This is a genomic window from Streptomyces sp. CG4, assembly GCF_041080655.1.
Classification (GTDB): Bacteria; Actinomycetota; Actinomycetes; order Streptomycetales; family Streptomycetaceae; genus Streptomyces.
Window position 1 is genome coordinate 1661576 of record NZ_CP163525.1, and the last position, 13329, is coordinate 1674904.

General features: G+C 72.1%; 12 protein-coding genes and 1 pseudogene. 7 read left to right on the plus strand and 6 right to left on the minus strand.

Going from position 1 to position 13329, the window contains the following annotated elements:
* Nucleotides 1-69 precede the first annotated feature (69 nt).
* Both AB5L52_RS07710 and AB5L52_RS07715 read right to left on the minus strand, forming a co-directional pair.
* Entirely contained in the window at nt 70-1998 is a 1929-nt protein-coding gene (locus AB5L52_RS07710; RefSeq protein ID WP_369363081.1) for a TIM barrel protein, read from the minus strand.
* 127 nt (nt 1999-2125) lie between these two features.
* Entirely contained in the window at nt 2126-3019 is an 894-nt protein-coding gene (locus AB5L52_RS07715; RefSeq protein WP_369363082.1) for a shikimate dehydrogenase, read from the minus strand.
* 154 nt (nt 3020-3173) lie between these two features.
* Between AB5L52_RS07715 and AB5L52_RS07720 the strand changes: the two genes are divergently transcribed.
* Nucleotides 3174-3839 carry a TetR/AcrR family transcriptional regulator gene (locus AB5L52_RS07720; protein ID WP_351563573.1) on the plus strand — a complete coding sequence of 222 codons (666 nt, stop codon included), beginning with the start codon at nt 3174-3176 and terminating at the stop codon, nt 3837-3839.
* Nucleotides 3840-4046: 207 nt separating this feature from the next.
* Nucleotides 4047-5405, plus strand: a complete 1359-nt coding sequence (locus tag AB5L52_RS07725; protein WP_351563571.1) for an MFS transporter — start codon at nt 4047-4049, stop codon at nt 5403-5405.
* A gap of 116 nt (nt 5406-5521) precedes the next feature.
* Here the strand turns inward: AB5L52_RS07725 and AB5L52_RS07730 are convergent, their stop codons facing one another.
* Entirely contained in the window at nt 5522-5863 is a 342-nt protein-coding gene (locus AB5L52_RS07730; RefSeq protein ID WP_351025166.1) for a VOC family protein, read from the minus strand.
* Nucleotides 5864-6216: 353 nt separating this feature from the next.
* Between AB5L52_RS07730 and AB5L52_RS07735 the strand changes: the two genes are divergently transcribed.
* Nucleotides 6217-6807: a snapalysin family zinc-dependent metalloprotease gene (locus AB5L52_RS07735; protein WP_369363083.1), complete on the plus strand. Its 591-nt coding sequence runs from the start codon at nt 6217-6219 to the stop codon at nt 6805-6807.
* Between the two features lie 105 nt (nt 6808-6912).
* Here the strand turns inward: AB5L52_RS07735 and AB5L52_RS07740 are convergent, their stop codons facing one another.
* Nucleotides 6913-7509, minus strand: a complete 597-nt coding sequence (locus tag AB5L52_RS07740) for a TetR/AcrR family transcriptional regulator (protein WP_369363084.1) — start codon at nt 7507-7509, stop codon at nt 6913-6915.
* Nucleotides 7510-7610: 101 nt separating this feature from the next.
* Here AB5L52_RS07740 and AB5L52_RS07745 point away from each other — a divergent pair.
* A pseudogene (locus AB5L52_RS07745) lies at nt 7611-8543 on the plus strand (NAD(P)-dependent oxidoreductase); the annotation flags it as partial.
* Between the two features lie 33 nt (nt 8544-8576).
* Here AB5L52_RS07745 and AB5L52_RS07750 read toward each other — a convergent pair.
* The gene (locus tag AB5L52_RS07750) at nt 8577-9014 is read right to left on the minus strand and encodes a PPOX class F420-dependent oxidoreductase (RefSeq protein WP_351563567.1); all 438 of its coding nucleotides are present in this window, start codon (nt 9012-9014) and stop codon (nt 8577-8579) included.
* A gap of 111 nt (nt 9015-9125) precedes the next feature.
* Here AB5L52_RS07750 and AB5L52_RS07755 point away from each other — a divergent pair, with 111 nt between their 5' ends.
* The 3 genes from AB5L52_RS07755 (at nt 9126) to AB5L52_RS07765 (ending at nt 12563) form a co-directional block, all read left to right on the plus strand.
* On the plus strand, nt 9126-9707 hold the full coding sequence (locus tag AB5L52_RS07755) for a TetR/AcrR family transcriptional regulator (protein WP_351025157.1): 582 nt from the start codon (nt 9126-9128) through the stop codon (nt 9705-9707).
* A complete protein-coding gene (locus tag AB5L52_RS07760) occupies nt 9704-11098 on the plus strand; it encodes an MFS transporter (protein ID WP_369363085.1) in 1395 nt (464 codons plus the stop codon). Before AB5L52_RS07755 ends, AB5L52_RS07760 begins: the two co-directional genes overlap by 4 nt.
* Nucleotides 11099-11339: 241 nt before the next feature.
* Complete coding sequence (locus tag AB5L52_RS07765; RefSeq protein ID WP_369363086.1) at nt 11340-12563, plus strand: serine hydrolase domain-containing protein; 1224 nt, start codon at nt 11340-11342, stop codon at nt 12561-12563.
* Nucleotides 12564-12624: 61 nt separating this feature from the next.
* Here AB5L52_RS07765 and ribA read toward each other — a convergent pair whose 3' ends face one another.
* Nucleotides 12625-13296 carry a GTP cyclohydrolase II gene (ribA, locus tag AB5L52_RS07770; RefSeq protein ID WP_351025148.1) on the minus strand — a complete coding sequence of 224 codons (672 nt, stop codon included), beginning with the start codon at nt 13294-13296 and terminating at the stop codon, nt 12625-12627.
* Between the last annotated feature and the right edge of the window lie 33 nt (nt 13297-13329).

A 13329-nucleotide genomic window follows, 5' to 3' on the forward strand; every position in this document is an offset into this window, starting at 1 on the left:
GGGTGACGCGCGGCCGGGCCCCGTCTCACCGAGGTCTCACCCCGCACTCACCACTTCCTTCCGAGCTCCTCACCGCCGTGCGTGCTGGACCGCCAGGCGTACCGGCGCGTTCACCGCGCCGTAACCCTGGTAGCCCGGATCGCGCTGGACGAGTTCGAAGAAGACCCGGCCGACGGTCTCGGTGTACCAGTGCCGGAACGCGCCGTGGGCGTCGCGGTCGTAGAGGATGCCGAGTTCGCGATACGTCTCCAGCTCACCGTCGGCGAACTCGTACCGGGCGGCCAGGTCGTCGTAGTAGTTCGCGGGCACCGGCAGCAGGCGTCCGCCCGCCTCCCGGAAGCGCCGGGCCGCCGCCACCACGTCGTCCGTGGCGAGGGCGATGTGCTGCGCGTGCACCGTGTCGTCACTCGGCGCCGCGCCCACGGACAGCGCGATCCGGACGCTCCCGTCGGCGTCGGCGACCGCGCGGCTGCGCAGCAGGCCGTAGGGGTCGGCGAGGTCGACACTCTCCTCGGCGGTCAGACCGAGGACGCCACGATGGAAGAGCGTGGCCTCGTCGAAGTGGTGCCAGGGCTGGGTCAGGGCGAGGTGATCGATACGGGTGGCGGAGGTTGCCGGGGCGTCGGGCAACTCGGCGAAGTCTGCCCGCCAGTCGGGGAGTTCGGGGACGTCGGAGGCGGGGGCGGGGACGGTGCCGGAAGCGGTAGCTGTGGCGGAGGCGGCAGTTGAGGCGGTGCCGGAGGCGGAGTCGGTACCGGCGGGGGCGAAAGCGGCAGCTGAGGCGGAGGCTGTGGCGACAGTTGAGGCGGAGTCTGTGGCGCAGAAGAACAGCTCCGTGCCGTCGGGCGCCGCGACGGCGTCCAGCGGGACGTCCTCGGGACCGCGCCGACGGGGCAGCACGGGGGCGAGCAAGGCCTCCGCGCGGCGGGCGGCACCGGCCGGATCCGGGGATTCGAGACCGATCGCGGCGAGCCGGATGCCGTCGCGGCGGGCGGTGGCGGCGGTGTTGACCAGGATCCGGGCTTCGCCCCGCTGCCACAGATCGACGGGCTTGCCACGGTGCCGGGCGGCGCGGGTGAAACCGAGGGCGGTCAGCAGCGCGGTGACGGGTTCGGCGTCCGGAGTGAGGAGTTCCGCGAAGGCGATCCCGGTCGGCACGACGGCCGGCGGCAGCACACCGGCGCCGGCCGCCTCCCGCAGGAGCAGCAGGGACCGGTGGGCGTCGACCGCGGTGGACCCGGCGTCGGCCTGCCGGAAGACGTCGTTGAACACCTCAAGGGACAGCGGCCCGCGATACCCGGCGGCGAGCACACGCCGCAGCAGCCCGACGAGGTCGAACCCGCCCTGACCAGGGAAGCAACGATAGTGACGGCTCCACTGCAGCACGTCCATGGCGAGCAGCGGGGCGTCCGCGAGCTGCAGGAAGAAGATCTTCTCGCCGGGTATGTCCGCAATTCCTGCGAGATCCTCGGGTGCGGAGCCGCGGGAGAGGATGTGGAAGCTGTCCAGACAGACACCGAGCGCGGGATGGCCGGCGGCCTCGACGATCCGCCAGGCGTGGTCGTAGGTGTTGACGTGCCGTCCCCAGGCGAGTGCCTCGTACGCCACCTTGATCCCGAACTCCTGGGCGGTGTCGGCGAGTTGGGCCAGTTGCCGGATCGCCAGGGAGTCGTCGTCCACGGCGTCGGGCGAGACGCTGGAGCACACGAGGACGGTGTCGGCTCCGAGTCGTCTCATCAGCGCGAACTTGTGCCGGGCGCGCCGCAGATTACGGGCGAACACGTCGTCCCGGACGGCCTCGACGTCACGCAACGGCTGATACAGGTCGATGCTCAGCCCGAGGTCTGCACAGCGGGCCCGCACCTCCTCGGGAGTGAGCGGGCTGGCGAGAAGGTCGTTCTCGAAGATCTCCACACCCCCGAACCCGGCACGAGCGGCGGCGGCGAGCTTCTCGGTGAGGGAACCACTGAGGGAGACCGTGGCGATGGATGTGTGCATACCTGCGCTCCTCAAAGATCCTGTGCTGCAACCCCCCAAGGGGCGCGGGGCGGTATCGGTGTGCGGCTCCGCCGCGTGGGCGTGGGCGCGACCAGCCACAGACGCCCCGCGACCGTCATCGTCATCGTCATCGAACAGAAGTCCCCCACCGCTCGACGCCCACCAGCTCCTCGAAGTCAGCCAGCATCCGCACGCTGTCCGGCTCCCTGCCGGTGAACAGCCGAAAGGCGTCGGCAGCCTGAAACACAGCCATCCCGCCCCCGCCCAATGCGGCGCAGCCAGCCGCGCGGGCAGCCCGCAGCAACTCCGTCTCCAAGGGCCGATAGACGACCTCCGCCACCCAGAGACCGGGATGCAGCAACTCGGCGGACAGGGGCAGTCCGGGATGCGCGGCCATACCGGTGGGCGTGGCGTGGACGAGCCCGCCCTTGCCGTCGACCTCGCCGAGCAGCACCGTCAGCCGATCAGCCGTCGCCGCGTCCGCCCGGCCGGGACCGAAGTGCCGGACGAGGGAGTCGGCCAGGTCAGCCGCGCGCGAGGGCATCGCGTCGACGACGGTGACGCGCCCCGCGCCCAAGGTGAGCACGGCATGGGCGACCGCCGCCCCCGCACCCCCCGCGCCGAGCTGGACGACCCGCTCCAGCGGGGCGTCCGGCAGACCGCGGGCGAAGGAGGCGGCGAATCCCGTCACGTCGGTGTTGTGTCCGACGGCCCGGCCGCCCTCGAACACCACGGTGTTGACCGCGCCGAGCGCCTCGGCCTGCGGGGAGAGGGCGTCGAGGTGATCGACGACCAGCTGCTTGCAGGGGTGCGTGATGTTCAGCCCGTCGTAGCCGAGGTCGCGGGCGGCGCGGACCAGGTCGCCGACCGCCTGCGGTGCCCGTCCGAGGACGTCGAGGTCGAGGAGCCGGTACAGGTACCGCAGGCCCTGCCGGTCCGCCTCCCGCTGGTGCAGGGCGGGGCTGAGCGAGGGGCCGATGCCGGACCCGATCAGCCCGACGAGATACGAGTCCTTGGCCACGTGGCCCTCCCGAGACGGCACTAATGTACGAACTAGTACGTTAGCTATATCAGCCGTCCGAGCCGCACGGAAGACCCCGGCGGTCCCGGGGCACCCTGCTTCTACAATCACCGGCACGCGCACGAGCGCGCGTCTCCCGGCCCGAAGGAAAGCGATGACCAGCGTCGAAGAACCGGTACGACCCGGGGGACGGGTGCGCGACGCAGCCCGCACCAAGGCCGAGATCCTCGACGTGGCCACGCAGGAGTTCGCCCGGGCCGGCTACGACGGCGCCCGGGTGGACGAGATCGCGGCCCGTACCCGCACCACCAAGCGGATGATCTACTACTACTTCGGCGGCAAGGAGCAGCTGTTCACGGCCGTGCTGGAGCGGGCGTACGGGGTGATCCGCGAGGCCGAGCAGCAGCTGGACGTCGAGCATCTGGACCCGGTCGCGGCGATCCGGCGGCTGGCCGAGCTGACTTTCGACCACCATGAGCAGCACCCGGACTTCATCCGCCTGGTCAGCATCGAGAACATCCACGACGCCGAGCACATCGCGGCCTCCGAGGAGCTCGGCAGGATCGGCTCGCCGGCCCTGGAGGTGATCCGCCGGATCCTCGCCGCCGGCCAGGAGTCGGGGCTGTTCACGGCCGACGTGGACGCCGTAGACCTGCACGCGATGATCAGCTCGTTCTGCTTCTTCCGGGTCGCCAACCGGCACACCTTCGGCGCCCTGTTCGGTCGGGACCTGGTGGACCCCGCCCAGCGGCAGCACTACCGGACCATGCTCGGCGACATGGTGATCGCCTATCTGACGGCGGAGCGGGCGGCCGGCTGACGGCCGCGCGCACGGAGTCCCGCTGGGCTCCGCCGGGTTTCGCGCGGACTCTTGACACCGGCGCAACACGGGCGCAACATCCCACCCACCCCGACTAACTATCCAGTGGGTTAATTGCGCGGCCGAGATCCGGCCTTCGCCCGCTCCCTCCCCTCGTCGCTCGCCCCGCCCCTTTTCGTAGGGTGGAGTTCCCCCGAAGGAGCCGCCGTGTCCGTCCCCTCCCCCGCGCCCGCCTCCGACGCCCCTCCCGGCCAGCCCTGGAAGGCGGCGACGGCCGCCTGGATCGGCAGTGCGCTGGAATACTACGATTTCTTCGTCTACGGCAGTGCCGCCGCGCTGATCTTCCCGAAGGTGTTCTTCGACTCCTCCGACCCGGCCACCGCGACCCTGCTGTCGCTCGCCACCTTCGGCGTCGCCTACGCCGCCCGGCCGCTCGGGGCACTGGTCCTCGGGCACCTCGGCGACCGCCTCGGCCGCAAGAAGATCATGGTGTTCACGCTGGTCCTGATGGGTCTGTCGACCTTCCTGATCGGCTGTCTGCCCACCCGCGCCCAGGCCGGCTCGCTCGCCCCGGTGCTGCTGGTGCTCTGCCGGGTGCTGCAGGGCATATCGGCGGCGGGCGAGCAGGCGAGCGCGAGTTCCATGAGTCTGGAGCACGCGCCGCCGGACCGGCGCGGCTTCTTCACCAGCTTCACGCTCAGCGGCACCCAGGGCGGCCAGCTCATCGCCACCCTCGTCTTCATCCCGGTGGCCGGACTCCCCGAGCCCCAACTGCTGTCCTGGGGCTGGCGGGTCCCGTTCTGGCTGAGCATCGCGGTGGCCGTCGCCGGTTACGTCATCCGGCGCCGGCTCCGGGAGACCCCGGCCTTCACCCGGCAGGCGGCGACCGAGGGCGTGGTCCGGCTGCCGCTGGTGGTGCTGGTGCGGGAGCACTGGGCGGATGTGCTGCGGGTGGTCGCGGGCGCGCTCATCGCCTCGGTCAGCACGGTCTTCACGGTGTGGGCGCTGTCGTACGCCACCAGCGACGCGGTCGGCATGTCGCGTACGTTCATGCTGTGGGTGGGCGCGCTGGCCAACCTCGCCGCGCTGGGCGCGATCCCGCTGTGGGCCACGCTGTCGGACCGGATCGGGCGCCGGCCGGTGTTCCTGATCGGCGCGGTGGGCAGCGCGGTCGCGATGGCCGGGTATCTGTGGGCGATCTCCACCGGTTCCCACCCGCTGACCCTGGTCCTCGGGATCGTCGCCTTCGGGCTCGTCTACAGCGCCGCGAACGGGGTGTGGCCCGCCTTCTACGGCGAGATGTTCGCGACCCGGGTCCGGTTGTCGGGCCTGGCCGTCGGCACGCAGACCGGCTTCGCGGTGGCAGGGTTCGCGGTCACCTTCGCCGCCGAGATCGCCGGTCCGGGCGGTGACGACTGGGCGGCGGTGGCCCTGTTCACGGCCGTGCTGTGCGTTCCGCCGGCCCTGGCCGCGCTCACCGCCCGCGAGACGCACACGGTCCCGACGGAACTGCTCGGGGAGCGGGCCGGCCGGCAGGCGAAACGGGCGGAACGGGTCACGGCCTGAGCCGGGTGGCCCGGGGCGCCGGGCACGGGCGATGGGCCGGCGATGGGCCTGTCACCCGGGACGCCGGGGACCTGCGACCCGGGACCTGAGCGGGGATTGCTGAGGAGCCTGCCTGACTAGGGTCTCGGGTGGCGCGGCTCGTACAGGGCGAGTTCGCCGCCGCCCGGGAGTCGCAGGGCGGTCACCCGGCCCCAGCGGGCCTCCTCCACCGGACGGGTGAACTCCACGCCGCGCTCGGCAAGTTGACGCCGGGTCTCGTCGAGGTCGTCGCACATCAGCATCAGCTCGTGCGAGGGCTCGCCGTCCGTGGGGTGACAGGCCACCTCGGCGGGCGGCGCCTTGAAGATGAGCCATCCGCTGCCCGCGTCGACGTAGTTCCAGCAGAGGGTGCCGCGCAGAAAGGCCCGGTCGGCCTCCGGGTCCCGGCTGTAGAGCACCACATGTGCACCGTTGATCACGCGCGGAGGCTAGTGCGGCGGGACGGGCCCGGACAAGCACCGACGACCGACGACCCGCCGCACGGCAGCGATTCAGCGGGGCCGGGCTACGGCGGGGCCACGCTCAGGAGCCGCGCGAGCGCGGTCGCGGTGCCCGGAGCCGGCATCCAGGACCGCGGCGCGGCCGCCGCGACGTCGACTTGACCGTCGCGCGGCGGGTCAGGCGGAGGCCGTAGTCAACTCCTGTGTACTTTAAGCCAACTTGGCGGCAACCGAGTCCCGATTACCGACAGAGAGGTTGTCGTGTTCGCAACAAACTCGTTTACTCGTTTACTGCGGGCAGCAGCTGAGACCCAAGGAGGCGCACCGGTCCGATGATCAAACGAATGGCCGCCCTGACGGCACTCATCCCGGTCATGCTGAGCACTACGGTCGGTGCCGCTTCGGCGCACTCCGCGCCGCACGCGACCCCGGCGGTGGTCACCCTGACCTACGACGCCAGCGCTGCGGGTCAGTGGGCGGGCCCGATCGAGCAGGCCGTGCAGAACTGGAACGCCGCGGTGCACAACGTGCGCCTGGAGCCGACGAGCACCCCCGGCTCGGCCGACTACGTCTACGAGGCGACCAGCGGCTGGCCGCAGACCACCTTGGGGCCGATCTTCCCCGGCGGCAACGGTGACGTGCAGTTGGGCCGGCAAGCGGTGGACGAGGGCTACGACGCGACCCGGATCACGGCGCACGAAACCGGGCACATCCTTGGGCTGCCCGACCACTACAGCGGCCCGTGCTCGGAGCTCATGTCCGGCCACGGCCCCGGCACGTCCTGCACGAACGCCAAGCCGGACGCGGCCGAAGCGGCGCAGGTCGACAAGAACTACGCCGGCGGCACGCGGGCGGTGCGCCCGGACCACCACCAGGTGGTGATCGACATCTGGTCCGGCCGGGTCCTCACCGGCTCGCGCTGACCGGCCGGCAGCACGCCTGCCGCACGGGCCGACCGCGGAAAGAAGCCCAACCTCTCAGCAACGGCGTTGACGCGCACTCGCTCAGCCGAGGTCCCGAGACGGTTGTCAGGGGGCCGGGGTGACCGCCGCGTCGAGGAGTGGCCCCAGTTCCCGGACGGCCGTGGTCAGGGGGCGTACGTCCTGCTCGGCGCGGGACATCAGGATCGCGCCCTCCAGGGTGCTGATCATCAGCGTGGCCAGCGAGTCGGCCCGGTCCGCGGGGACGCCCAGGCCGGTCAGGGCCTCGGCCAGCGGGGTGCGCCAGGTAGTGAACGCGACGGCGACGGCCTCCCGGGTTGAGCCGCCGGCGGAGGCGCAGTCGACGGTGGCGGCGGCGACGGGGCAGCCCGTCGCGAAGCCCCCCGCCGTGTACTCGTCGGTCCACTGTGCGACCATCGCCGCGAACAGCGCGCCCGGCGTCGGCTCGTCGAGCCCTTCGAGAAAGCGCGCGATCCGCCGGCCCGCATACCGGCCGGCCCACCCGACCGCCTCGTTGACCAGCTGTTCCTTCCCGCCCGGGAAGTAGTGCTGGAGGGAGCCGCGCGGCGCGCCGGCGTGCGCGGCGACCTCACGCATACCGGTGGCGGCGACGCCGTCGCGCCGGATGAGCTGGGCCGCGCTGAAGACCATCCGCTCCCGCGGCCCTCGTCGCACCTCACCCATCACCGGCCTCCGTTCCTCGCCGCCGCACTCCATGACCGACACCTCATAACCCGCATCTCATGACCGGCGCCCCATGACCGGCACTCTATGACCGGCGTCATAAGCACGGCTACTATGACGGCGGTCATAGTCGGTTGTCGGTGCGAAGGGCGGCCCCCGTGCACGTCGGTTTCATCGGTCTGGGAGTGATGGGCCGGCCCATGGCGCAGCGTCTGCTGTCCACCGGTACTCCCCTGGTGGTCTGGAACCGGACCCCGGAGCGCGCCGCGCCGCTGCGCGCGGCCGGGGCCACGGTCGCCGCGGACACGGACGAGGTGTTCGCGCGGGCAGGCGTAGTGCTGCTGATGCTCGCCGACGAGGCCGCGGTCGACGTGGTCCTCGGCCGCGGCACCCCTGCCTTCGCCGCCCGCGTCGCGGGCCGCATCGTCGTCCACATGGGCACGACCTCCCCCGAGTACTCCCACGCCCTGGAGACCGACATCCGCGCCGCCGGCGGCCGGTACGTCGAGGCGCCCGTCTCCGGATCACGGGTCCCTGCGGAGGAGGGCCGGCTGGTGGCGATGCTCGCCGGCGAGAAGGATGCCGTGGCCGCCGTTCGACCGTTGCTCAGGCCGATGTGCCGGGAGACGTTCGTGTGCGGGCCGGCGCCCGGCGCGCTGCTGATGAAGCTGTCCGTGAACCTGTTCCTGATCACCCTGGTCACCGGACTGACCGAGGCGTTCCACTTCGCCGAGCGGCAGGGCCTGGACGGGCGGCTGTTCCTGGAGGTGCTGGAGGCGGGCCCCATGGCCAGCGGTGTCTCCCGGATGAAGGCGCCGAAGCTGCGCGAGCGGGACTTCGCGGTGCAGGCGGCCGCGCTGGACGTCCTGAAGAACAACCGGCTCATCGCCGAGGCGGCCCGCAAGGCGCGGCTGGCCTCGCCGCTCCTCGACGTGTGCCACACCTTGTTCGAGGAGACGGTGGCGCAGGGGCACGGCGGCGAGGACATGGTCGCCGTACTGCGCGCGATCGAGGCGCGGACCGCCGGGCAGTAGGACAGTGAGGCAGAGGGGAGCCGAGAGCGCGGGTCAGCGCGGCGGGACGCCGTACGCCCGGTCGACGTGCAGCCGCACCACCAGGCGGCGGTCGCGGACCATCGCCGCCCGGTAGTCGTCCCAGTCCGGGTGTTCGCCGAGGACGTCCCGGTAGAGGCGGATCAGTTCCTCGACGGTGTCGTCGTGCGGGTCCGCGGCGACCGGGGACAGTTCGGCGGTCCCCTCGGCGACGGTGTACGCCCAGCGGTCGGCGCTGGTCACGTGGTACGAGGCGCGGGGGTCGCGGCGCAAGTTGCGGGTCTTGGCGCGGTCGTCGGTGACGGAGATCCGGATGATGCGCTCGTCGGGGTCGTAGGCGTGGCTGACGTTGGACAGCTGGGGGCGGCCGTCCTGCTTGAGGGTGACCAGGACGCCGCCGTGGCCCGCCGAGAGCAGGTCGAGCAGTGCGTCCTGCGTGGTGTCGTGAGTCATACCACCGTCAACTCGCCGGAGTGGGCGCCGCATTCCCCCGTGCCAGGCACGCGATTCCCCCACGCCAGGCATGAGTAGACAGTGTCTACTGACAGCTGGTAGACAGTGTCTATGACTGAGTCCGACATCGGGTTGCGGGAGCGTCTGGTCGACGTGGGCGTGGAGCTGCTGGCCGCCGAGGGGCTGCGGGCGCTGACCCTGCGGGAGATCGCCCGGCGCGCCGGCGTCTCACATGGGGCGCCGCGCCGCTACTTCCCCACCCATCTGGAGCTGCTGTCGGCCATCGCGGGGCGCGGCTTCGCCGACCTGGCCGAGCGAGCACGGACGGCGCTCGCGCAGGCACCGGCCGAGCCCCGGGCGCGGGTGGCGGTGCTGGCGCGGGCGTATCTGGAGTTCGCGCTGGGCGACCCCGGTATGTATGAGCTGATGTTCCGTCATGATCTCTTGGAGAGCGGGCATCTGGGGTTGCGGGAGACGAGTCTTCCCTTGTTCGAGGTGCTCGCGGGGCTGGTCGGCGAGGCGCGGCCCGAGGCCGACGCACGACGGGTGGCGGGCGCGTTGTGGGCGAATCTGCACGGGCTCGCTCAGCTGTGGCGCTGGCGGAGCCTCCAACTCGCCGTTGGAGACGAGAACTTGGGGGCACTGCTCGATGCGGTGCTGGTGGCGCACCTGGGTACGGAGGGCGGCCGGTGAACCGGCGCTGGACACTGGCGAGCAGTGTGGCGGGCGCGGTGGTCGTCGCGCTGGACGGTACGGTCCTCACGGTCGCGCAGCCGCGTCTGCAGAGGGAGTTGGGCGCGTCGCTCGCCGAGGTGCAGTGGACCAGTACGGCGTATCTCGTCGCGGTGGCGAGCCTGCTGGTGTTCGCGGGGCGGCTCGGTGACCGGTACGGGCAGCGGCGGGTGTTCGCGCTCGGCCTGCTCGGGTTCGGGGCGGCGTCGGCGGGGATCGGGATCGCGCCCGGGGTGAGCTGGGTGATCGGACTGCGGGCGCTCCAGGGGGTGTTCGGGGCGCTGTTGCAGCCGGCCACGCTGGGCATGCTGCGGGCCGCGTTCCCGCCGGACCGGCTGGCCACGCCGCTCGCCGTGCGGACCGCCGCGATCGGACTGGCGGCGGCCGCGGGTCCCCTGGTGGGCGGGGCGCTGGTGACGGCGCTGGGCTGGCGGGCGGTGTTCTTCGTCAACGTGCTGCCCGCGCTCGGCTTCGGCCTGCCGGCCTTGCTGCGGCCGCAGCGCACCCCTGCGGGCCCCCGCACCCCACTGGATGTGCCGGGTGCCGTGCTGCTCGCCGTCACCCTGTCCTGTCTCGTACACGCGGTGACCGCGCGGCCGGTCTCCGGGGCCGGGCTCGCCGTCGCCGCGGTCACCGCCGCCGTCCTCGTGCGGCACGAACGGCGCACGACGAGCCCGTTGTTGTCACCCGCGGTCGTCGGCTCGCGCGCGATCGGCGCGGCGCTCGGCGTCCTGGTCGTCGTCTCTGCGGCCCTGTTCGGCGCGCTCTTCGTCGCCACCTACGTCCTGCAACGCCGCCTCGGCCTCAACCCGTTGCACAGCGCGCTGCGCAGCCTGCCGCTGGCGGTGCTGATGGTGGCGTCCGCCGCACTGTGCCCCGTACTGCTGCGCCGCTTCGGGGCACGCGGTACGACGACGACGGCGACGGTGCTGCTCGCGCTCGGTGTCCTCGTGCTCTCCGGGGCCACGTCCGCACCGGCGTTCGGCTGCGCGTTCGCGCTGCTCGGCGCGGGGTTCGGGACGGTGATGGTGGCCGCCACCCAGGTGGTCGTACGGCGGGCGGAGGTGGCCGTGGCCGGAGTGGCGGGCGGACTGCAGCAGACGGCGCTGAACGTCGGCCCGGCCGTCGGGGTGGCCACCGCGAGCGCGCTGATGAGCACCGGAACCGGAACCGCGCTGCTTACGCTGGCGGCCGTAGCGGCACTCGGCGTACCCCTGGCGCGGGCGCTGCCCAGGACCGACACCGCCGCCCCGCCGCCCGGCACCGGCGACGCACACGCACTCCCCGACCCCGAGGACGAGCACACCGCCCCCGGCGCCGGAGGCAAACGCACCGCGTCCGGGGCGGGATGAGAAGCGCACCCCGTCCGGGGCTCGTGGCGAGCCCACCACGTCCGAGACCGGAGGAGAAACACACCACGTCCGAAGCCCACGGCGAGCGAGCCACCCCACCCAGCGCCGGAAGCGTCGTGTCGATCACACGCGCCGCTGATGGGCCGGTCCGTGGGGGTGGTCCTGCGGGACGATGACGGGCGGGTGCTTCCGCGGCGGTCGGTCGGGGAAGCATTGCGGACCAGGCGACCGGAGGAGAGCGATGGCAGAGCTGCGGCAGGAAGTCGACCCGGATGAGGCGGGGCTGGACGGCAAGGCGCTGGACCGCCTGGACCAGCAGGTTGCCGACCACGTCGACCGGGGCCGGCTGCCCGGCTTTCTCGTGGCCGTGTCCCGCGGCGGCCGGGTCGCCCATCTCACCACCTACGGCCGGCGTGATGTCGCGGCCGGGCTGCCGGTCGAGACGGACACGCTGTGGCGGATCTACTCGATGACCAAGCCGGTCACCGCGGTCGCCGTGCTGCAGTTGGCGGAGGAGGGCCGGCTGGCGCTGGACGATCCGCTCGACCGCTACCTGCCGGCATTCGCCAAACCGGTGGTGTACGAGGGTGGTTCGGGTGCGGAGATGCGCACGCACCCGGCCGACGGCCCGATCCTGATCCGGCATCTGCTCACCCACACCGCGGGCCTGACCTTCGGTTACTACCACCGGCACCCGGTCGACGCCCTCTATCGCGCGTCCGGTCTGGAGTACTCGGTCCCGCCGGGCGCGGATCTGGCCGAGACCGTCGAGGTGTACGCGCGGATGCCGTTGCAGTTCGAACCGGGCACACAGTGGAACTACTCGGTCGCCTCGAACCTGCTGGGCCGGCTGATCGAGGTGGCGTCGGGGCAGCCACTGGACGCGTTCTTCACCGAGCGGATCCTGCGGCCGCTCGGCATGTCCGACACCGGCTTCCACATCGAGCCCGAACAGGCGGACCGGCTGGCCGAGTTGTACGGGGAGACGGACGGGGGCGGGATCGCGCCGGTACCGGGGCTGCCGGTGCGCGGTCGGCCGCGGTTCCTGTCCGGCAGTGGCGGCCTGGTCTCCTCGGCGTACGACTTCCACCGGTTCATGGAGATGCTGCGCCGGGGCGGCGAACTGGACGGCGTACGCCTGCTGTCCGCGGACATGGTCGCGCTGATGACCCGCAACCAGCTGCCCGGCGACGCCGTTCTGCGCGTCTTCGGCGCCCCGGTCCATCAGGAGCGCGGCAACGACGGGCTCGGCTTCGGCTTCAACGTGTCGGTGGTGACCGACCCGTCCCGCACCCTGGCCCCCTCCAGCCTCGGCACGTACGGCTGGACGGGCGCGGCCACGACCGCGTTCTGGGTCGATCCGGCGCACGAGCTGACGGTGCAGTTCATGACGCAGGTACGCCCGAAGACGCTGAAGATCTTCCCGCAGCTGCGCCGGCTGGTGCACGAGGCGCTGGTGGACTGACCGGCCCGGCGCCCGCCGCCCGTGGGGGGAGGCGGCGGGCGCCGGAGCGGCCGTCCGGCCTTCAGGAGCCGTGGGCCACGGCGTCCAGGTGGGGCAGGATGTGGTCCAGTCGCTCCCGCTTGGTGCGCAGATAGGTGATGTTGCTCTCGCATGGCTCGATCAGCAGCGGCACCCGCTCGGTGACCTGGATGCCGTGCCGCACCAGCGCCTCCCGCTTGCGCGGGTTGTTGGACATCAGGCGCACCGAGCGCACGCCGAGGTCGCGCAGGATCTCGGCCGCGACGCGGTAGTCGCGGGCGTCGACGGGCAGGCCCAGCGCGAGGTTCGCCTCCACCGTGTCCAGGCCCTCCGCCTGCAGGGCCATGGCGCGCAGCTTGGCGAGCAGTCCGATGCCGCGGCCCTCGTGGCCCCTCAAGTAGACGACGATGCCGCTGCCTTCGGCGACGACGGCGCGCAGCGCCGACGCCAGCTGGTCGCCGCACTCGCAGTGCCGGGAGCCGAACGCGTCCCCGGTCAGGCACTCCGAGTGCAGCCGGGTCAGCACGTTCTCGGTGCCGATCTCGCCGTACACCAGGGCCACTTGCTCGTCACCGCGGTCGTGGTCCAGGTAACCGATCGCCTGGAATTTCCCGTACACGGTCGGCAGCGGTGCATTCACCACGCGTTCCGCACCCGAACGCCGCGAGGACTTTGTACCGAGTACGCCGAGGTTGACGCCGGTGTTTTCTGTCATGATCTTATTCCTAAGCAGAGACGAAAGGCCATG

What these genes read in the sequence shown, in the direction of transcription:
- AB5L52_RS07710 (WP_369363081.1), bottom strand. Translation starts at nt 1,998, where the DNA reads ATGCACACATCCATCGCCACGGTCTCCCTCAGTGGTTCCCTCACCGAG.
- AB5L52_RS07720 (WP_351563573.1), top strand. Translation starts at nt 3,174, where the DNA reads ATGACCAGCGTCGAAGAACCGGTACGACCCGGGGGACGGGTGCGCGAC.
- AB5L52_RS07735 (WP_369363083.1), top strand. Translation starts at nt 6,217, where the DNA reads ATGATCAAACGAATGGCCGCCCTGACGGCACTCATCCCGGTCATGCTG.
- AB5L52_RS07740 (WP_369363084.1), bottom strand. Translation starts at nt 7,509, where the DNA reads ATGGGTGAGGTGCGACGAGGGCCGCGGGAGCGGATGGTCTTCAGCGCG.
- AB5L52_RS07750 (WP_351563567.1), bottom strand. Translation starts at nt 9,014, where the DNA reads ATGACTCACGACACCACGCAGGACGCACTGCTCGACCTGCTCTCGGCG.
- AB5L52_RS07755 (WP_351025157.1), top strand. Translation starts at nt 9,126, where the DNA reads ATGACTGAGTCCGACATCGGGTTGCGGGAGCGTCTGGTCGACGTGGGC.
- AB5L52_RS07765 (WP_369363086.1), top strand. Translation starts at nt 11,340, where the DNA reads ATGGCAGAGCTGCGGCAGGAAGTCGACCCGGATGAGGCGGGGCTGGAC.
- ribA (WP_351025148.1), bottom strand. Translation starts at nt 13,296, where the DNA reads ATGACAGAAAACACCGGCGTCAACCTCGGCGTACTCGGTACAAAGTCC.